This is a genomic window from Blautia argi (genome assembly GCF_003287895.1).
In the GTDB taxonomy this organism is placed as follows: Bacteria; Bacillota; Clostridia; order Lachnospirales; family Lachnospiraceae; genus Blautia; species Blautia argi.
The window spans coordinates 143,745-157,901 of sequence record NZ_CP030280.1 but is presented as its reverse complement, the minus strand read 5'-3'; the positions used below and the strand labels follow the sequence as shown (position 1 = coordinate 157,901).

20 protein-coding genes and 2 pseudogenes are annotated in these 14,157 nt (G+C 42.1%); 6 read left to right on the top strand and 16 right to left on the bottom strand.

Annotation, left to right across the window (positions count from 1 at the left end; genetic code table 11):
- Positions 1-7: 7 nt before the first annotated feature.
- The 11 genes and pseudogenes from DQQ01_RS00905 to DQQ01_RS00860 form a co-directional block, all read right to left on the bottom strand.
- Positions 8-214, bottom strand: coding sequence for a hypothetical protein (locus DQQ01_RS00905; protein WP_111917799.1), 207 nt, complete (start codon positions 212-214; stop codon positions 8-10).
- A gap of 233 nt (positions 215-447) precedes the next feature.
- Positions 448-1,146, bottom strand: a complete 699-nt coding sequence (locus tag DQQ01_RS00900; protein WP_111917798.1) for an LPXTG cell wall anchor domain-containing protein — start codon at positions 1,144-1,146, stop codon at positions 448-450.
- Positions 1,147-1,162: 16 nt separating this feature from the next.
- On the bottom strand, positions 1,163-1,936 hold the full coding sequence (srtB, locus tag DQQ01_RS00895) for a class B sortase (protein WP_111917797.1): 774 nt from the start codon (positions 1,934-1,936) through the stop codon (positions 1,163-1,165).
- Entirely contained in the window at positions 1,933-2,967 is a 1,035-nt protein-coding gene (locus tag DQQ01_RS00890) for an LCP family protein (RefSeq protein WP_242980468.1), read from the bottom strand. Before DQQ01_RS00890 ends, srtB begins: the two co-directional genes overlap by 4 nt.
- Positions 2,968-2,981: 14 nt before the next feature.
- A complete protein-coding gene (locus DQQ01_RS00885) occupies positions 2,982-3,836 on the bottom strand; it encodes a hypothetical protein (protein ID WP_111917796.1) in 855 nt (284 codons plus the stop codon).
- Between the two features lie 20 nt (positions 3,837-3,856).
- Positions 3,857-4,546, bottom strand: a complete 690-nt coding sequence (locus DQQ01_RS00880) for a CpsD/CapB family tyrosine-protein kinase (protein ID WP_199797975.1) — start codon at positions 4,544-4,546, stop codon at positions 3,857-3,859.
- Between the two features lie 2 nt (positions 4,547-4,548).
- On the bottom strand, positions 4,549-4,701 hold the full coding sequence (locus tag DQQ01_RS16190; protein WP_242980467.1) for a hypothetical protein: 153 nt from the start codon (positions 4,699-4,701) through the stop codon (positions 4,549-4,551).
- Positions 4,694-5,299, bottom strand: a complete 606-nt coding sequence (locus DQQ01_RS00875; RefSeq protein WP_242980466.1) for a YveK family protein — start codon at positions 5,297-5,299, stop codon at positions 4,694-4,696. The genes DQQ01_RS16190 and DQQ01_RS00875 overlap by 8 nt, the downstream gene beginning before the upstream one ends.
- Positions 5,289-5,564, bottom strand: a complete 276-nt coding sequence (locus DQQ01_RS16825; RefSeq protein ID WP_278278161.1) for a CpsB/CapC family capsule biosynthesis tyrosine phosphatase — start codon at positions 5,562-5,564, stop codon at positions 5,289-5,291. The genes DQQ01_RS00875 and DQQ01_RS16825 overlap by 11 nt, the downstream gene beginning before the upstream one ends.
- Positions 5,554-6,036, bottom strand: coding sequence for a CpsB/CapC family capsule biosynthesis tyrosine phosphatase (locus DQQ01_RS16820; protein ID WP_278278160.1), 483 nt, complete (start codon positions 6,034-6,036; stop codon positions 5,554-5,556). The genes DQQ01_RS16825 and DQQ01_RS16820 overlap by 11 nt, the downstream gene beginning before the upstream one ends.
- 268 nt (positions 6,037-6,304) lie before the next feature.
- Positions 6,305-6,691 (bottom strand): annotated as a pseudogene (locus tag DQQ01_RS00860) (alpha/beta hydrolase); the annotation flags it as partial.
- A 50-nt stretch (positions 6,692-6,741) separates the two neighbouring features.
- Here DQQ01_RS00860 and DQQ01_RS00855 point away from each other — a divergent pair.
- Positions 6,742-7,194: a MerR family transcriptional regulator gene (locus tag DQQ01_RS00855; RefSeq protein WP_111917794.1), complete on the top strand. Its 453-nt coding sequence runs from the start codon at positions 6,742-6,744 to the stop codon at positions 7,192-7,194.
- A 342-nt stretch (positions 7,195-7,536) separates the two neighbouring features.
- Here the strand turns inward: DQQ01_RS00855 and DQQ01_RS00845 are convergent, their stop codons facing one another.
- The 4 genes and pseudogenes from DQQ01_RS00845 to DQQ01_RS00830 all read right to left on the bottom strand — a co-directional run bounded on the left by DQQ01_RS00845 (position 7,537) and on the right by DQQ01_RS00830 (position 9,899).
- Positions 7,537-8,658: a phosphopentomutase gene (locus tag DQQ01_RS00845; protein WP_111917792.1), complete on the bottom strand. Its 1,122-nt coding sequence runs from the start codon at positions 8,656-8,658 to the stop codon at positions 7,537-7,539.
- A gap of 37 nt (positions 8,659-8,695) precedes the next feature.
- The gene (gene deoD / locus DQQ01_RS00840) at positions 8,696-9,343 is read right to left on the bottom strand and encodes a purine-nucleoside phosphorylase (RefSeq protein WP_111917791.1); all 648 of its coding nucleotides are present in this window, start codon (positions 9,341-9,343) and stop codon (positions 8,696-8,698) included.
- Between the two features lie 29 nt (positions 9,344-9,372).
- Positions 9,373-9,687, bottom strand: a pseudogene (locus tag DQQ01_RS17015) (tyrosine-type recombinase/integrase); the annotation flags it as partial.
- Positions 9,645-9,899, bottom strand: a complete 255-nt coding sequence (locus tag DQQ01_RS00830) for a hypothetical protein (RefSeq protein WP_162624209.1) — start codon at positions 9,897-9,899, stop codon at positions 9,645-9,647. The gene DQQ01_RS00830 and the pseudogene DQQ01_RS17015, both read right to left, overlap by 43 nt.
- A gap of 96 nt (positions 9,900-9,995) precedes the next feature.
- On the opposite strand from DQQ01_RS00830, the gene DQQ01_RS00825 reads away from it, so the two are divergent.
- The 5 genes from DQQ01_RS00825 to DQQ01_RS00805 all read left to right on the top strand — a co-directional run bounded on the left by DQQ01_RS00825 (position 9,996) and on the right by DQQ01_RS00805 (position 13,672).
- Positions 9,996-10,478: a hypothetical protein gene (locus DQQ01_RS00825; protein WP_111917789.1), complete on the top strand. Its 483-nt coding sequence runs from the start codon at positions 9,996-9,998 to the stop codon at positions 10,476-10,478.
- Between the two features lie 291 nt (positions 10,479-10,769).
- Complete coding sequence (locus tag DQQ01_RS00820; protein ID WP_111917788.1) at positions 10,770-12,116, top strand: RNA-binding domain-containing protein; 1,347 nt, start codon at positions 10,770-10,772, stop codon at positions 12,114-12,116.
- 65 nt (positions 12,117-12,181) lie between these two features.
- Positions 12,182-12,499, top strand: coding sequence for a hypothetical protein (locus DQQ01_RS00815; RefSeq protein ID WP_111917787.1), 318 nt, complete (start codon positions 12,182-12,184; stop codon positions 12,497-12,499).
- Positions 12,495-13,262 carry an FAD-dependent thymidylate synthase gene (locus tag DQQ01_RS00810; protein WP_278278184.1) on the top strand — a complete coding sequence of 256 codons (768 nt, stop codon included), beginning with the start codon at positions 12,495-12,497 and terminating at the stop codon, positions 13,260-13,262. The genes DQQ01_RS00815 and DQQ01_RS00810 overlap by 5 nt, the downstream gene beginning before the upstream one ends.
- A complete protein-coding gene (locus DQQ01_RS00805; RefSeq protein WP_005361111.1) occupies positions 13,259-13,672 on the top strand; it encodes a dUTP diphosphatase in 414 nt (137 codons plus the stop codon). The genes DQQ01_RS00810 and DQQ01_RS00805 overlap by 4 nt, the downstream gene beginning before the upstream one ends.
- Before the next feature lie 119 nt (positions 13,673-13,791).
- Here DQQ01_RS00805 and DQQ01_RS00800 read toward each other — a convergent pair whose 3' ends face one another.
- Positions 13,792-14,106, bottom strand: coding sequence for a helix-turn-helix domain-containing protein (locus DQQ01_RS00800; RefSeq protein WP_111917786.1), 315 nt, complete (start codon positions 14,104-14,106; stop codon positions 13,792-13,794).
- Positions 14,107-14,157 lie beyond the last annotated feature (51 nt).

The following is a 14,157-nucleotide window of genomic DNA, read 5'->3' as shown; positions in this document are numbered from 1 at the left end:
CTTATTATCAGTTGCTCTTATTTCGTTTAATATATACCCCTACACCGATTACAAGCATAACAACGGTTGCTATTACTGTATGAATCGGATTGATTACAATGGTTCTAAAGTTCCACCACTTCGTATCCACATATACAAAAAGCAGAATAAATGCTGCTGCTAATAAAACCAGACTCACCGTCAATACACGAAAGAATATTTTCTTTTCTTCCATTTCACCACTCCCAAGTTTATATATTTTTTATCAAATCTTTAATATTATACTAAATATGACAAATTTCTTCAATATTTTCTTTGAGAAAAAGATGAACGATTTTTCATAAAATTACAAGATGTATTTTTGTATTTTGACAAAAAAAGGCTGCCGCACAAACACACCGCATGAATATTTATGCACATTCATGACGGTTGCTTTGTACGGCAGCCTCTTATACTATGTTGCCTGTTTTATGCTTTTTTTCTGCGAACGCTTACAAAGATACATGCTCCCATTCCCAAAAGCGCTGCTGCACTGGCCAGATAAACCCACCAATCAGATTCTACACCTGTTTTCGGTGAAGTTCCTGTAGCTGTTCCAGTACCTGTACCATGTCCCTCAGTCAGCTTTGACTCATCCATATCAGAAATAACAGCTACTGGTGACAAATCTTTAAATACTGCGGTAATCTGCTTTGTGTCATAATTCACGTCTGACGGTGTAATCACTTCCCACACATTACGCACAGTACTGTAATGAAGAAGTTTTACATTTACCATGGCTCTTGTCAGCTCCGGCACAGCCAGGGTTACTTCATGGCTTCCATCCGGCAATGGCTTTCCTCCATTGATGGGCGTCAGTTCAAAGAATTTTGTAACCAGAGTCTTTCCTTCCAGTTCTGCCGCAATTGCAGGAACCGCTTCTGCAAGGTCTTCCAGTTTTTTTTCTCCCTCGTTGACGTCCATAATCAATTCCAAAACTTCTGATCCACCCTCTGTTTCTTCCAGATAAGCAAAATTTTCTCTGCTTGTCCCTGCTATGTCATACCACTGTGCAGACTCTCCGGAAGTTGTCACATCGGTTGTACTGCTTCCTGCTGCAAAGGCTGTCACTGCCTGGGACACGACTAATACGGCTGCCAACATAGTTCCTAATAATCTTTTTTTCATAGCTTTTTCCTCTCTTTCATTCTTCTATGGATTCCAGTACTGCCTGTACCAGATATCTTTGACTTGATATTCCTGCATAGCAGGTAGATAAAGTAATAATTTTATCCTCTGGGGTCACTTCCATGTTTGTATCTACAAACGCATTCATATTTCTCATAGAAAATATCTGCTGCAAATATCCTTCATATTGTTCTTTATCCCAGAAATCAAAGCTGAGATGCAGATGCCGGTTATCATACAAATACGCTGCAAAAATCTTATAATGCAGAATTTTATCCGGAAGGTAAACCGTAATATCCCGGTTTGCATCAAAAAAGCTTCTGTCCATATATTTATGAAGACTTTGAAACATGGATCCGTTTTTCATATCATGTCCGTAAATTACTGTATTCGGATCCTGAAAAGTCTTTGTATTATAATTCTCTGTAAAAATGGCGCCCTCTGCTTTTTTCTCTCCGCTGATTGTATGATTCAGATAATAACCATTATCCTCGCTGTGCTGAAGAACAGGATAATCCACAGCAGTTTCCGGAATCTGAATCCATGCATATACATCTGGATTCTGTTTCTGCAGAGCTTTAAAATCAATGGGAATTTCCACAGACGGCTTTTCTTCTTTCTTCTCAGGCTGCGGATTTTGCAAATCCGGCTCTTCTTTTTCCGCCTGTTTCTGAAGTTCCATATATTCCTCTCCGGCCTGTTTTTCTTCTATATACTTACAGATACCGACAATTCCGAAAAGCAGCCCGAGAAGAATACATAGGATTGCTGCAATTCTCCTCTTTTTCATTTTCTGCTCTCCTCTATATAAAAGGTTTCTATAATCTTCTCATAGAGCGCCTCATCATCTGGGTAATATTCATCAAAATCTGTGCCTTCTCCTCCCTCTCCCGGCAGTGTCCAATCCTCTGTAATACCATTTTCTCCCAGGCCCTCCATAAGCTTCAGGAACTGGTCATTTCCTATATTTGTCACCATATAGGATTTCATGGCAGCATACAGTTCTCCTGCAATTCCCGGATTACTTTTATAGGTTTTCTGCATTTTTTCTCCAAGAGCCATGAGAAAGATTTTCTGATGTTCCATACGCTTCAGCGCACTTTGACTCTGCTCTGTATCACGATATCTTAAAAACACTTCTGTTGTTTCTTTATCCAGAGTTACTTCTGTCCCTTTTTTCCACCGGGGATTTACTGCTTCCAGACTATCATCAGGTATTGTTACCGTCACACCGTCTGCCGCCTCTGCCAGAACCGGAATCCCGTCCAGGTTTAACGCACAGCTCCCATTTATCGGCAGACCGTAAAAAAGATGGGATACAGCGTCTTCCATAAGCTGACAGCTTTCTCTGTCGCCATCTCCAAAAGCATATGCCAGATTCAAATGCTGCAGAGAGGTTCCTGCAGGATTTCCCTCCTGGTCAAAAATCTGAATCTCTGTCATGGTATCCCTGGGAATGGTAATCCAGGCGACATCTCCTTTCACCCGATCCCAGGAAGCAAGGAAAATACTATCCGCCTGACCTGCATCAGCCTTCCCTGTTTCTGTTTCCGCCTTTCCTTCCCGGTCAATTCCCAGGAATAAAAAGTTACTCAGATGTTCATTATAACGATATTCTTTTCCCTGATAAGTAACGGTCTGTGTCGAACTTTTATTCTCTGAATCCATGCTGTCAGAAGAAGCTGCAAGATCCGCATTTTCCTTTTGTCTGTTATAAATGCCCCATGCAAGGATTCCTGCTGCCAGCACAATACCTGCACCGAGAAATCCTCCTGTCATGGCATAAATTCTCTTCTTACTTTTTTTTTTGGGTAATTTCATTTCTTTAACCCTCTTTATTTACTGATATAGCCCAGTTCTTCCAGTTTCCGGATTATCCCCTGAGCCATCACTTCCTGGGTATCATAGTTTTCTGCCGGCTGTGTAGTAAGAGCTGCCAGACTGATATAATGTTCTCCCCATTTCTCACTCATCACTGCATCTAAGGAAGCGCTGTCAACACTTCCGTCTAAAGGTCTGGTTCCCACAATCAGGAAACGCTCCTGCCGGGGAAAGGTATGCAGAATATTTTCCTGCTGTCCTGCCAATTCTGCCGGGTCATGATTCCAGCCCCCATAGTATCCCATGAAAATAATCGGAATATATTCCAAATCATTTCTCTCCGTCTGATCCGGCGTCAAATCCCGGATTCCTGTTTCTGTCACAGGAAGTTCACTGCCTCCCGCTGCTTCCTGGTGAGCCGTAATATATCCCTGCACGGTTTCCTCCGGAACACCTGCCATAGTCATCATAGACAGAGTCCCTGCACCCTGAAGGGTTTTATCCAAAACCGGAAGGGCATATCCATTCTCATCTAAAAACTTCTGAAGATGCACTTTATAGGAATAAGTCCCTGCATCTTCACCCGGTACCAGCTCATCTCCCCAGCAGACCAGTCCTTTTGCCTTTTCTGTCTGCGCTTCGTTCTCCTGCTTTGCCTCTGCAGCCAGAGTATCCTTTTCCTTCGGTTCTTTTGATTCTTTGTCTGCTGATACTGCTTTATCGGACTCAGACTCTTCCTGAATCTTCTGCATAACCTCTGCATCTCTTTTATTACTCCATCTCAGCAGTCCTGCCAGCAAAACAAATAAAAGAATACATATAACAGCCAGAATTCTGTTTCTCAGGTTTCTGTCAATTTCATCAAACACCCTATCACCCGTCCTCTTTTTTATCTTTTGTAATATCCTCCGTAGCGGCCGTAATAGTGCGAATAATATTTATCTTTCTTCACATCTACTTTGTTCAGCACTGCGCCCAAAATATGGCAACCACTTCTTTCCAACTGCTTTTTCGCCTTCTGTGCTGCCTTATAGCTGACTGCCTCACTCTCAATCACAAGAATAGCTCCATCGCTTTTTTCTGCCACAACCGCTGCGTCAATAATGGTTCCAATAGGTGGTGTATCAATGAAAATGTAATCATATTCTTCTCTTTTTTCTTTCAGAAGCTCGTCAAATAAAGCATCACTCAAAAGTTCAGAAGGATTGGGGGCTGAAGGTCCTGCAAAAATCACGTCCATATTCGCATAATTTGTCTGGTACACCAGCAAATCCCTGCCAATCTGACCACTTAAATACTGAGAAAGACCATTTACCTTCTGGTCTACACCATATCTCTTTACATAGATAGAACGACGGATATCCGCATCTAACAGCAATACCCTTTTTCCTGCTTTTCCCATTTCTCTGGAAATACTGAAAGTCAAATCACTTTTTCCTTCATTGGGATAACAGCTTGTAAAAATAATCTGTTTTACCTTTTTACTGGAAAACTGTATATTGGTACGCAGGGTTTTCATTGATTCCTCATAGAAGTAATCCGATTTTCTAGGGTCTTTCATGATTATTTTCTGTTCCATGATTAATTCTCCTCCCCGCTTATTGTTTTCTTCTTTTTCCATTTTCCTTTTCCCGGTTTTCCGCCTATGTAATCTTTTCTGTCCGGAATAGATGCCAGGGTAGGAATATCCAGATATCTGGAGATATCGTCCTCTGTCTTAATAGAATCATTCATAACTGCAAAAAAGACATACCAGACCTGCCGCAAGAGCCAGACCTGCCAAAAGTCCCATCATTGCATTTTTCTTTACATTTGGTCCTGTCTTATAGGAAGGAATCTCTCCCTCTTCAATAATCTTCGGAGGAATAACCTCCATTTTTTCTCCGATGTACGCAGAGGAAACTGCTGCCAGTTCATCTGCAATCTTTTTGGCAGTTTCCGGGTTTCCATTAACAACAGAAAGCTCCAAAATTCTTGTATTCGCAGGATTATTTACGGAAATCTGCCCTCTGAGCCCTCCCGGACTCATTTTCAAATCCAGATTTTCAATGACCTGTTCCAAAACAGGCGTACTGGTAATTAAAATCTGATAGTCGCTGGTAAGCTGTGCTCCCAACTGCAAATCTGCCATAGAGGTCAGTGTAGTTTCTTTTGAAATCGTCAGCATTGTGGCCTTTGAAGTATAGGTAGGACTTACAAAAACCATGGTATAAGCACAGCTTAAACAACCCCCCAAAAGACCGACTGCCAGAATAAGAAGGATTCGCCTTTTTAAGGCAAAAAATATTTCCCGTAAATCAATTTCTATTTCTTCGTTTTGATTATTCTCCATCTTTTCTCCTTTTCTCCATATTTCTATATGCCAGGATTTTCTCAGCATTTCCATATGTAATTGCTTTTATGTAAGATAAATCCAGATGTTTTTTCAGCCATGCCTCTGCTCCGGTAACATCTGGTCTTCGTTCTTTTACATTATGCATATCTGTTCCTAAATATTGTATATTTCCCTCCTTTAACATATACCTGCACCACCGTGGGGTTTCATGATACCATTTGCCGCCAATACTTCGATAATTCATCTGAAGTTCAGCGCCCATGTCTATCAATTCTTCCGGTCTTCCCTTTTTTGCGAAGAACCGAATAACGCTCCACATGAGCAAGAATCGGAGAATATTTTGCATAAACCAGGTTTCGGATACTGCTGAAAATAAAAGAATACGGAGCTGCCGGGTGAAATTCCACTAACACATAAGGACTGTCCGCCAGTGTCAGCAATTTCCCCTTGTCCAATAAGTCGATAACCTCTTCTGAATAAAAGATTTCCTGTCCCGGATAGATTCTGATTTGTTCACCCAATGACTGTTGTAACTTTTCCTCTAACTGTCTGCACTGCTGTCGAATCAACACTGCATTGGTATTTCTGAAATTCACAGAATAGTGCGGGGTAGCAATAACCCCTGTCATACCCTGCTTCACAGCCATTTTCAGCATCTGAAGGCTTTCCTTCTCACTGGAGGCGCCGTCGTCCACCCCGGATAATATATGACTGTGAATATCTATGATTCTCATTTTTTCTCCTTTGTTTCCCCACATTTCTTTCTTTTTGAATCTTAAACGTATTTAATATACCATAACACTTTCCCTTTTTCAATAAAAAATACCCCTGTAATTTTAATACATTTGTATTTTTCTGTTACAGCATTGAAGACCGTTATATGCTTTTTCAAAAGCACTATCTTCATCCTCAGCAGCTGTTGCAATCATGCAGATATCCCGGAAAGCATAATCCGTAGAATATAGTGGATTCAACCGATCAAGTAACGTTTTCATTTGTCCGGCCAATCTTTTCTGCATCTACGTTATCCTGTACAGAAAGAAAGTCAACAGATGCCATAAAGTCTTCTGTATTAATATCAGGTGATGCCATATATCTTGGCAAACCACCACTCTCCCCGGTAAAAGAGGGGTCAAATGCGATTGTAAGATATCCTCTTTCTGCCATTATCTGAGCATACAACCCGGAACACTGCTCCTTTACCGCACCGAATGGTCCACTTACTGCAATTGCCGGAAATGGACCTTCTGCATTCTTCGGAATATACATATCTGCTACAAGAGTAATTCCATATCGATTCATAAATGTAATCTTCCTGTGGTCCACCTTTTCGCTCTTTGGAAAAGTATTGTCCCACGTTGTAACAAGCTTAAGCTCTTCTGTCTTCATAATATCAAATACCTCCGTAATTAAAAATTCTTTTGAAAGAAGGTATTTTTATGTACACAATTGGACAAGTATCTGAAATGTTTCATCTCCCGATTTCAACATTAAGATATTACGACAAAGAAGGCTTTTTTCCAAATCTTGAACGCAAAGGCAATATTCGATATTTTAGTAACAACGAACTGGAAGCAATACGTGTGATTGAATGCCTGAAAAAATCAGGTCTTGAAATCAGAGAAATCAAACAATTCTTTGTATGGGTTACAGAAGGTCCTTCTAGTTATACAAAACGAAAAGAATTATTTGAACATCGGAAAGCTGCCGTCAAGGACGAAATAAAACAACTTGAAAAAACTCTTGCTATGCTGGAATTTAAATGCTGGTATTATGACACCACCATTGCTGACGGCAGCGAAGATAAGATTCAGGCCATGACCCCCCAAAATCTTCCAAAGGACATTCAAAAACTTTATAACAAAGCCCACAAATCAGCACCACCCGTCTAACGGGTAGTGCTGATTTGTGTCTATAAGCCTCTGTTACCGGCTACCCCTTAAAGGGGGTTCTTATATTCTTTTACACTTAGTTTGTCTACTATGATATCGTGTTTTTTCCTTTCAGATATCCTATAAACTGAGAAACACTATATTTTGGCGGTATGTTTGCCAGTCGGATAAGAATGAATAATGATTGCATATACTGCAAAAACAGAACAACCGATTGAATTAATGATCCTAAGTTTGATCACAGAAGACATTAGCATTGATATGATGACTAAAATAGAACCAATATACCCGACGATTTCTATAATTGCATAATTTTCCATAGTTTTCCCTCACTTTCTAAATTTATTGTAAACTTTCAAGAACGGAATGACCGATTGTTCCTTCCGGCATCTTGAGATCAAAATTATCTGCGATCGTTGCTCCGAGAGTACCGAAAGACAACGCGTCTTTCAGTTTTCCGGAACCTTTCATAGACGGAGAGTATACGAGAAAAGGAACGTTTTCTCTTGTATGATCTGTTCCCGTATGTGTCGGATCATTTCCATGATCAGCTGTTATCATCAATAAATCATCGTCTTTTATAACTTCAAGCAGCTTCCCGAGGTTTTGGTCAAATTTTTCCAGCTCCCGCGCATATCCTATTGCATCGCGGCGATGCCCCCATAATGCGTCAAAATCTACTAAATTTACATAGCACAATCCTTTAAAATCTCTTTTTGCTATTTCAAGTGTTTGTTCCATGCCATGAACAGAACTTTTTGATTTATGAGATTCCGTCAGTCCCTCTCCGTCAAAAATATCATAAATTTTTCCGACTGAAATTACATCCAGCCCTGCTTCTTTCAACACATCGAGGACTGTTTTTCCGTATGGTTTTAATGCATAATCATGCCGGTTGCTTGTTCGTTTGAATTCTCCTTTTTTCTTCCCGATATATGGACGTGCGATGACACGACCGACTTTCCACTCATCTTTCATTGTGAGTTTTCTGGCAATCTCGCAGCAACGATACAATTCGTCTAGTCCAAAAGTATCTTCGTTACCGCAAATTTGTAAAACGGAATCGGCAGAAGTATAGACAATCATATGTCCTGTGTTGATTTCTTCTTCGGCAAGTTCCTCTAAAAGTTCCTTTGGAAATCCATGTTCCGTGAAGGTTTTAAATGGTGTTGTAATGTGGAGTCCCATCATTTCCCAATGTCCGGTCATAGTATCTTTCCCGACGCTGGCTTCCTGCATTGCCATATAGTAAGCAAGCGGCTGATCAGCCGGTTTCACATGCTTTAGCGGATGCAGATTCGCAATTCCTAATTTTTGGAGATTTGGAATCCTGAGATTTTCAACATTTTCTGAAATGTGTCCTAAAGTGTCCGTGCCCGCATCTCCGTATGAATCTGCATCCTTTGCTGCCCCGATTCCGAGGGAATCTATAACGATTGTAAATATCCTTCTATATTTTTTCATAGTAGTATTTCTCCATTAAAAATTTTGGTTAAATGACTCAGAGTAAACTGAGGGCAAGTTCAATCATGTTGCTGAAACCAAGCTGCCGTTCTTCTGCATTTAAATATTCTTTCTTATATAGATGATCGGAAATTGTCAAAAGACAAAGCGCTTTTTTACCGGCTCGCGCTGCGTTCATATAAAGACCGGCGGTTTCCATATCAACAGCAAGAATTCCCATTTTGCGCCATGGAGCATTAATATTTTCCATATCGTTATAAAACATATCCGATGAGAGTACGTTTCCTGTCTGAACAGTAAGGTTGCGGGTTCTTGCGGAGCAGACGGCTTTTTCCAAAAGTGTAAAATCAGCAATAGGGGCAAACGAACCTTGTAAACCGAATTGATAGCCATAGTTGGAATCTGTACATGCGCCCATGGCGATTACAAGGTCATTTAACGCAATATCATCCTGGATCGCTCCGGCAGAACCAATCCGAATAATCTGGTCAACATTATAAAAATGATAAAGTTCATAGCTGTAAATTCCCATAGAGGGAATCCCCATACCTGCTCCCATGACGGAAACTTCTTTTCCGTTATAAAGACCGGTGTAAGCCAGCATATTGCGTACTTTGTTGACACAGACTGCGTGGGTTAAGTAAGTTTCCGCAATAAACTTAGCTCTTAAAGGATCGCCGGGCATTAATACTGTCTTTGCAATTTCATCTTTACATCTACTGTCTGAGTTGCTGTTTCATCTCGCATCTTTGGATCCAGATTTTTCTTCTCATAGAACGCTTCCTCGAATAATTCTGCGTTTCGTCTTCGATCCTCATCAATAATATGAGAATATACATCTGTTACCATATCAACCTGCGAATGTCCGGAATCCCCTTGAACCGCTTTGATGTTTCCTCCATTCAGTTTTAATTTATAGGTTACACTGCTATGTCTTAAACTGTGGAAGACAACCGGCGGAAGATTATGCTCTTCGATCAGTTTATTTAATTGCCCCCGGATTGCTCCGGTACCAATAGGATTTCCAAAGGTTCATCTATAAGTTTAATCATAATCTTATCCAACTCTGTAATAGAAATTCTTCCTTCCCGATATTGAAGCATCCCATTCTGATCCATAGCCACAAGATATTTGTATGCCGTGCTACGCACAACATCCATTTCATTAGCAACCTGAGTGATGGTCTTCATCTGTAAGATTTCTACCTGTACGCCGGGCGGCACAGGACGCTTCCTTGTCATGGGAAAACTCGTGAAAGTAGATAACGAAATATAGATTTTAGACGGTGCGGGGGCAAAAGCTCCCGCACCTGCTGTTTACAAGGAGGATTTTATTTTATGGTAAATACCATGATTTCCATTCCCGGCTATGTCCATCTTTACCGCTCGCTTTTGCGGTTTTACGACATACCGGAAAATGAAGTCCGGGAAATGCTCTATCTTCTGAATACGGCAAACCTGGACTGCTATGAGTATTATCACCCGGACCGCAGTGTGATCCAGAGCGGACCGGTCGCTTTTTGCGGATGGCTGGAAACGAAAGATTGCCGCCCTTACCGCACAGAGGTACAGCTTTACAAATCGCTGCTGTTTTTGAAGCGCAGCATTGACCGTGACCTGATCGTATCAGCCCAAAGGGAGGCTCTGCAAACCCTGCGCTGTATTATCTCCAATCTGGAATACCGCTTTTATAAAGCCTATGGCATGGAGATCGAGGACAAACGCACGGTCTATGGGGAATGTACCTACCGTCTGGTTCCCAGGGAGGACGAACCCAGCGTGTGCCTGATGCACGACTGGATCTACCTGCCGAGTGCTTAAAATGCAATGAATAATATATATAATTCGTTGCAAAAGCCATCTCTGGATCATTCCATCGTGTCATTTATCGGGTCAATCGTATCATGCTTTGGTTAGAAAAATAAGAGTTTCTAACACAATCCTTTCAAAATTTATGAACTTGTAGGAACTATCACGTAATTATTTCTTGAGTTTGCGGGTACAATGAGAATATCGTGTCATAATCGAATCATAATCGTGTCAGCTTTATTGACACGATTGACACGATTTGATATGATAGACTTACAAATTTGAAATAAAGGAGATGGCACTATGCTTTTTCGGGAAAGCGAAACCGTAGAACTAAAAGAAGTTGTGGTAGACGACATAAAAAAAGAAATCATTGCTTTTGCAAACTGTGATGGCGGAAAACTGTATATAGGGGTCAGAGACGATGGCACGGTTATCGGATTGGATAATGCGGATAGTGTTTCCCTTCAAATCAGCAATATGGTAAGGGATGCGATAAAACCGGATATAACCATGTTCCTGCATTATGAAACCATCGTGGAAAATGGGAAAAATGTTGTTGTTGTAGATATTCAGCGTGGAACGGATCGCCCCTATTACCTTGCCAAAAAAGGAATGCGGCCGGAAGGTGTGTATGTTCGGCAGGGATATTCTTCTGTTCCGGCAACTGATACGGCAATCCGGCGCATGATAAAGGAAACAGACGGAGATCGTTTTGAAGCGATGCGCTGCTTAAACCAGGACCTTACATTTGAGGCAACAAAAAAAGAATTTGAACTTCGGAAAACTGACTTTGAACCACAGCAGATGCGTACTTTAAAATTGATCGATCAGGATGGGCTATACAGTAACCTGGCGCTGCTTCTGTCAGACCAATGCGTCCATACCATTAAAGTTGCGGTCTTTCAGGGAACGGACCAGACCATTTTCAAGGATCGTCGGGAGTTTACCGGATCGCTGATGCAGCAGATGAACGAAGTATATGATTTTATTGACTTTCGCAATCAGACCCGTGCAACCATAGAAAAACTATACCGGGTTGATGTCAGGGATTACCCGGAAGTCGCTGTCAGAGAAGCATTGCTGAATCTGCTGGTTCACCGTGACTATTCTTTTAGTGCCAGTGCTTTTATCAGTATTTATGAGGATCGGATTGAGTTTGTATCTATCGGAGGGCTGATGCCAGGCATAGACCTGGAGGATGTTATGGTTGGCATTTCTGTGTGCAGAAATCAGGACCTTGCGAATGTATTTTACCGATTGCACTTAATTGAGGCGTATGGAACCGGAATGGGCAAAATTATGAAGGCATACGAAAGTATGCAGGTAAAGCCTGTGATTGAAACCACGAAAAATGCCTTTAAGATCATATTGCCTAATATCAACGCAAAATACGAAACAGAAAATGCAACTGTAAAAACGAAATCCGGCACACCGGTTACGGCTCATACTGAAAAAGTGCTAAGTGACGAAGAAGAAAAAATATTGGAATATGCCAGAAAACATGGTGCAATTACAAAAAATGATGTGATAGGATTGCTTGAAGTAAGCGCTTCTACTGCCGCCAGAGTGATCCGAAAAATGGTAAAAACTAACTTGTTAGAACAGAAAGGGAAAGCACGAAACACCCATTATACCATTGCAGAATAAATGATTAAGCCAGACAGCCGATTGGAGAAATCCAGCCGGCTGTTTTCAGTTAGGAGGGATGCCATATTACGCAAAATGAAGTCAATGCCGTTTTTGACGAACAGGTACGGCTCTGTGCTGATACCTTGAAACGAAAAACCAAAGAATACACCGGGGATGACCCGGACCGGCTGGGTGCATTTAAGGCAGCGGCAGCTTTACAGCATACAACGCCCCAGCGTGCCCTTGCCGGTATGCTGGCAAAGCATATTGTTTCTCTGTACGATATGTGCTTTGACGAGGAAGCGATTTACCCGATGGACTCATGGGACGAAAAGATCACAGACAGTCTGAACTATCTGTTCTTACTGAAAGCGATTGTAAAGGAGGGACATACCAATTAAACGAATCGAAGTAAAAATTTTGAACTGCCAGGCGGTGGCGGAAGCAGAAAAAAACATGGTCTTTGCGGCAAGACTTACCCAGCAGGGACATAAGATTGCCTCAATGGACGACCTGATGGAGCTCTACGAAAAATCATTCAGCGTTCAGACAGTAGCAGCTATGGGGGCGCTTCCCCATCCTACCATCCAGAAATTTGCGGTGATCACGGTAGCCATTGTCGGCGCCAGCAGGCGTTTTCTGGCGCAGATTACCCGCCACCAGAACGAAGTAAAATTTATGAGTGCATCGCTGCAGTACAGCAACTATACGGGACAGGCGGATTTCGCTGTCCCGTATTCTATTATGACGGCTCCGGCAGTGGTACGGGAATTGTACTTAAAAAGTTGTAATGAAAGCATGAAATGTTATGAAGCCCTGTGCACTGCCGGAAGCGGGCACGATGCGGCCGGCTATGCCACGCCCCAGGGATTACGGAATGTACTGCTCATCAGCGCCACCCCTTATCAGTGGAAACATATTATCGGCCAGCGGGTATGCCGAAGAAATACAGATGAAACAAGGATCGTGCTGTTAAAGGTCTGGAAAGAACTTTATGACCTAAGCCCTGCCTTGTTTGCCCCGTCACTGACCGGGCCTTTCTGTCAGTTGGATCGATGTCTGGAAGGGAAAATAACCTGCGGGCGAAAACTGGCGGCAGATATGACGCCGGAGGATATTTTAGAAAAAGACTATCCCGCTCTTTGGGAAGGAGGCTGCCGATGAAAATAAAACTAATCGATTTTGGCGTGCCGGAGCACCAGCGTCCTTACCGTCCTCATGGCAATGATGCCGGAGCAGATGTTTATCTGCCCTATGACTGCACCTTACAGCCCGGAGAAATCGCCAAAATTCCTCTTGGCTTTGGACTGGAAATACCGGATGGGTATGCGGGATATATCTTTCCCCGTACCAGCATGGCGGTAAAAGGCCTGGTCTGTGAACTGCCGCCTGTGGATTCCGGCTACCGAGGAGAGATCCATGCGATCATCAGCAATGTAAGCAATCAGGCGCAGTCTCTTTTTAAGGGAGCCCGTATCGGGCAGCTTGTGATTACGCCGATCGTCATTGCGGATTTTGTAACAGATCTGGGAACAGAGCGAGGAACCGGAAGCTTTGGCAGTACCGGCGAATAGAAAAAGGCTGTTTGGAGAACAGTTTTTGAATACTTATCGGTATAGGGAGCGGACATTTCGAGAACATTATAAAATATAATAAAGAAAGTCACGAAAAAAGCGGCCATTACCGTGACCGCTTACTTTCTGCTATTGAGTTCTTTCATAATACCGAGGATATATTGCATGGATTGAGGATCAAGCTGTCTTGCCTCTGCAATGAATTCCTTTAAGGTTTCCGGGTAAGTATTTCCTTCATCAAAGAATTCCTGCGGAGTCACACCCAGATATTCGCAGATGTAGAAAAAAGACTGCATAGCGGGAAGTGACTTTTTATTCTCACTATTATTGATGTAGTTGTTTGCCTGACCTAACGATAAAGACATATCGCGTGCGGAAACTCCTTTCTGTGTCCGCAGCTTCGCTAATCGTTCCGGGACAAAATCTTCATACATCGCCTTCACCTCCCATTCTGTAATAGATTGTACCTTACACCCATTTATTAT

What these genes read in the sequence shown, in the direction of transcription:
- srtB (WP_111917797.1), bottom strand. Translation starts at nt 1,936, where the DNA reads ATGAAAAAGAGGAGAATTGCAGCAATCCTATGTATTCTTCTCGGGCTG.
- DQQ01_RS00820 (WP_111917788.1), top strand. Translation starts at nt 10,770, where the DNA reads ATGCTTTTTCGGGAAAGCGAAACCGTAGAACTAAAAGAAGTTGTGGTA.
- DQQ01_RS00805 (WP_005361111.1), top strand. Translation starts at nt 13,259, where the DNA reads ATGAAAATAAAACTAATCGATTTTGGCGTGCCGGAGCACCAGCGTCCT.
- DQQ01_RS00855 (WP_111917794.1), top strand. Translation starts at nt 6,742, where the DNA reads ATGTACACAATTGGACAAGTATCTGAAATGTTTCATCTCCCGATTTCA.
- DQQ01_RS00875 (WP_242980466.1), bottom strand. Translation starts at nt 5,299, where the DNA reads ATGGAGAATAATCAAAACGAAGAAATAGAAATTGATTTACGGGAAATA.
- DQQ01_RS16190 (WP_242980467.1), bottom strand. Translation starts at nt 4,701, where the DNA reads ATGAATGATTCTATTAAGACAGAGGACGATATCTCCAGATATCTGGAT.
- DQQ01_RS16820 (WP_278278160.1), bottom strand. Translation starts at nt 6,036, where the DNA reads ATGAGAATCATAGATATTCACAGTCATATATTATCCGGGGTGGACGAC.
- DQQ01_RS00905 (WP_111917799.1), bottom strand. Translation starts at nt 214, where the DNA reads ATGGAAGAAAAGAAAATATTCTTTCGTGTATTGACGGTGAGTCTGGTT.
- deoD (WP_111917791.1), bottom strand. Translation starts at nt 9,343, where the DNA reads ATGCCCGGCGATCCTTTAAGAGCTAAGTTTATTGCGGAAACTTACTTA.
- DQQ01_RS00830 (WP_162624209.1), bottom strand. Translation starts at nt 9,899, where the DNA reads ATGACAAGGAAGCGTCCTGTGCCGCCCGGCGTACAGGTAGAAATCTTA.
- DQQ01_RS00845 (WP_111917792.1), bottom strand. Translation starts at nt 8,658, where the DNA reads ATGAAAAAATATAGAAGGATATTTACAATCGTTATAGATTCCCTCGGA.
- DQQ01_RS16825 (WP_278278161.1), bottom strand. Translation starts at nt 5,564, where the DNA reads ATGGGCGCTGAACTTCAGATGAATTATCGAAGTATTGGCGGCAAATGG.
- DQQ01_RS00825 (WP_111917789.1), top strand. Translation starts at nt 9,996, where the DNA reads ATGGTAAATACCATGATTTCCATTCCCGGCTATGTCCATCTTTACCGC.
- DQQ01_RS00880 (WP_199797975.1), bottom strand. Translation starts at nt 4,546, where the DNA reads ATGGAACAGAAAATAATCATGAAAGACCCTAGAAAATCGGATTACTTC.
- DQQ01_RS00900 (WP_111917798.1), bottom strand. Translation starts at nt 1,146, where the DNA reads ATGAAAAAAAGATTATTAGGAACTATGTTGGCAGCCGTATTAGTCGTG.
- DQQ01_RS00890 (WP_242980468.1), bottom strand. Translation starts at nt 2,967, where the DNA reads ATGAAATTACCCAAAAAAAAAAGTAAGAAGAGAATTTATGCCATGACA.
- DQQ01_RS00800 (WP_111917786.1), bottom strand. Translation starts at nt 14,106, where the DNA reads ATGTATGAAGATTTTGTCCCGGAACGATTAGCGAAGCTGCGGACACAG.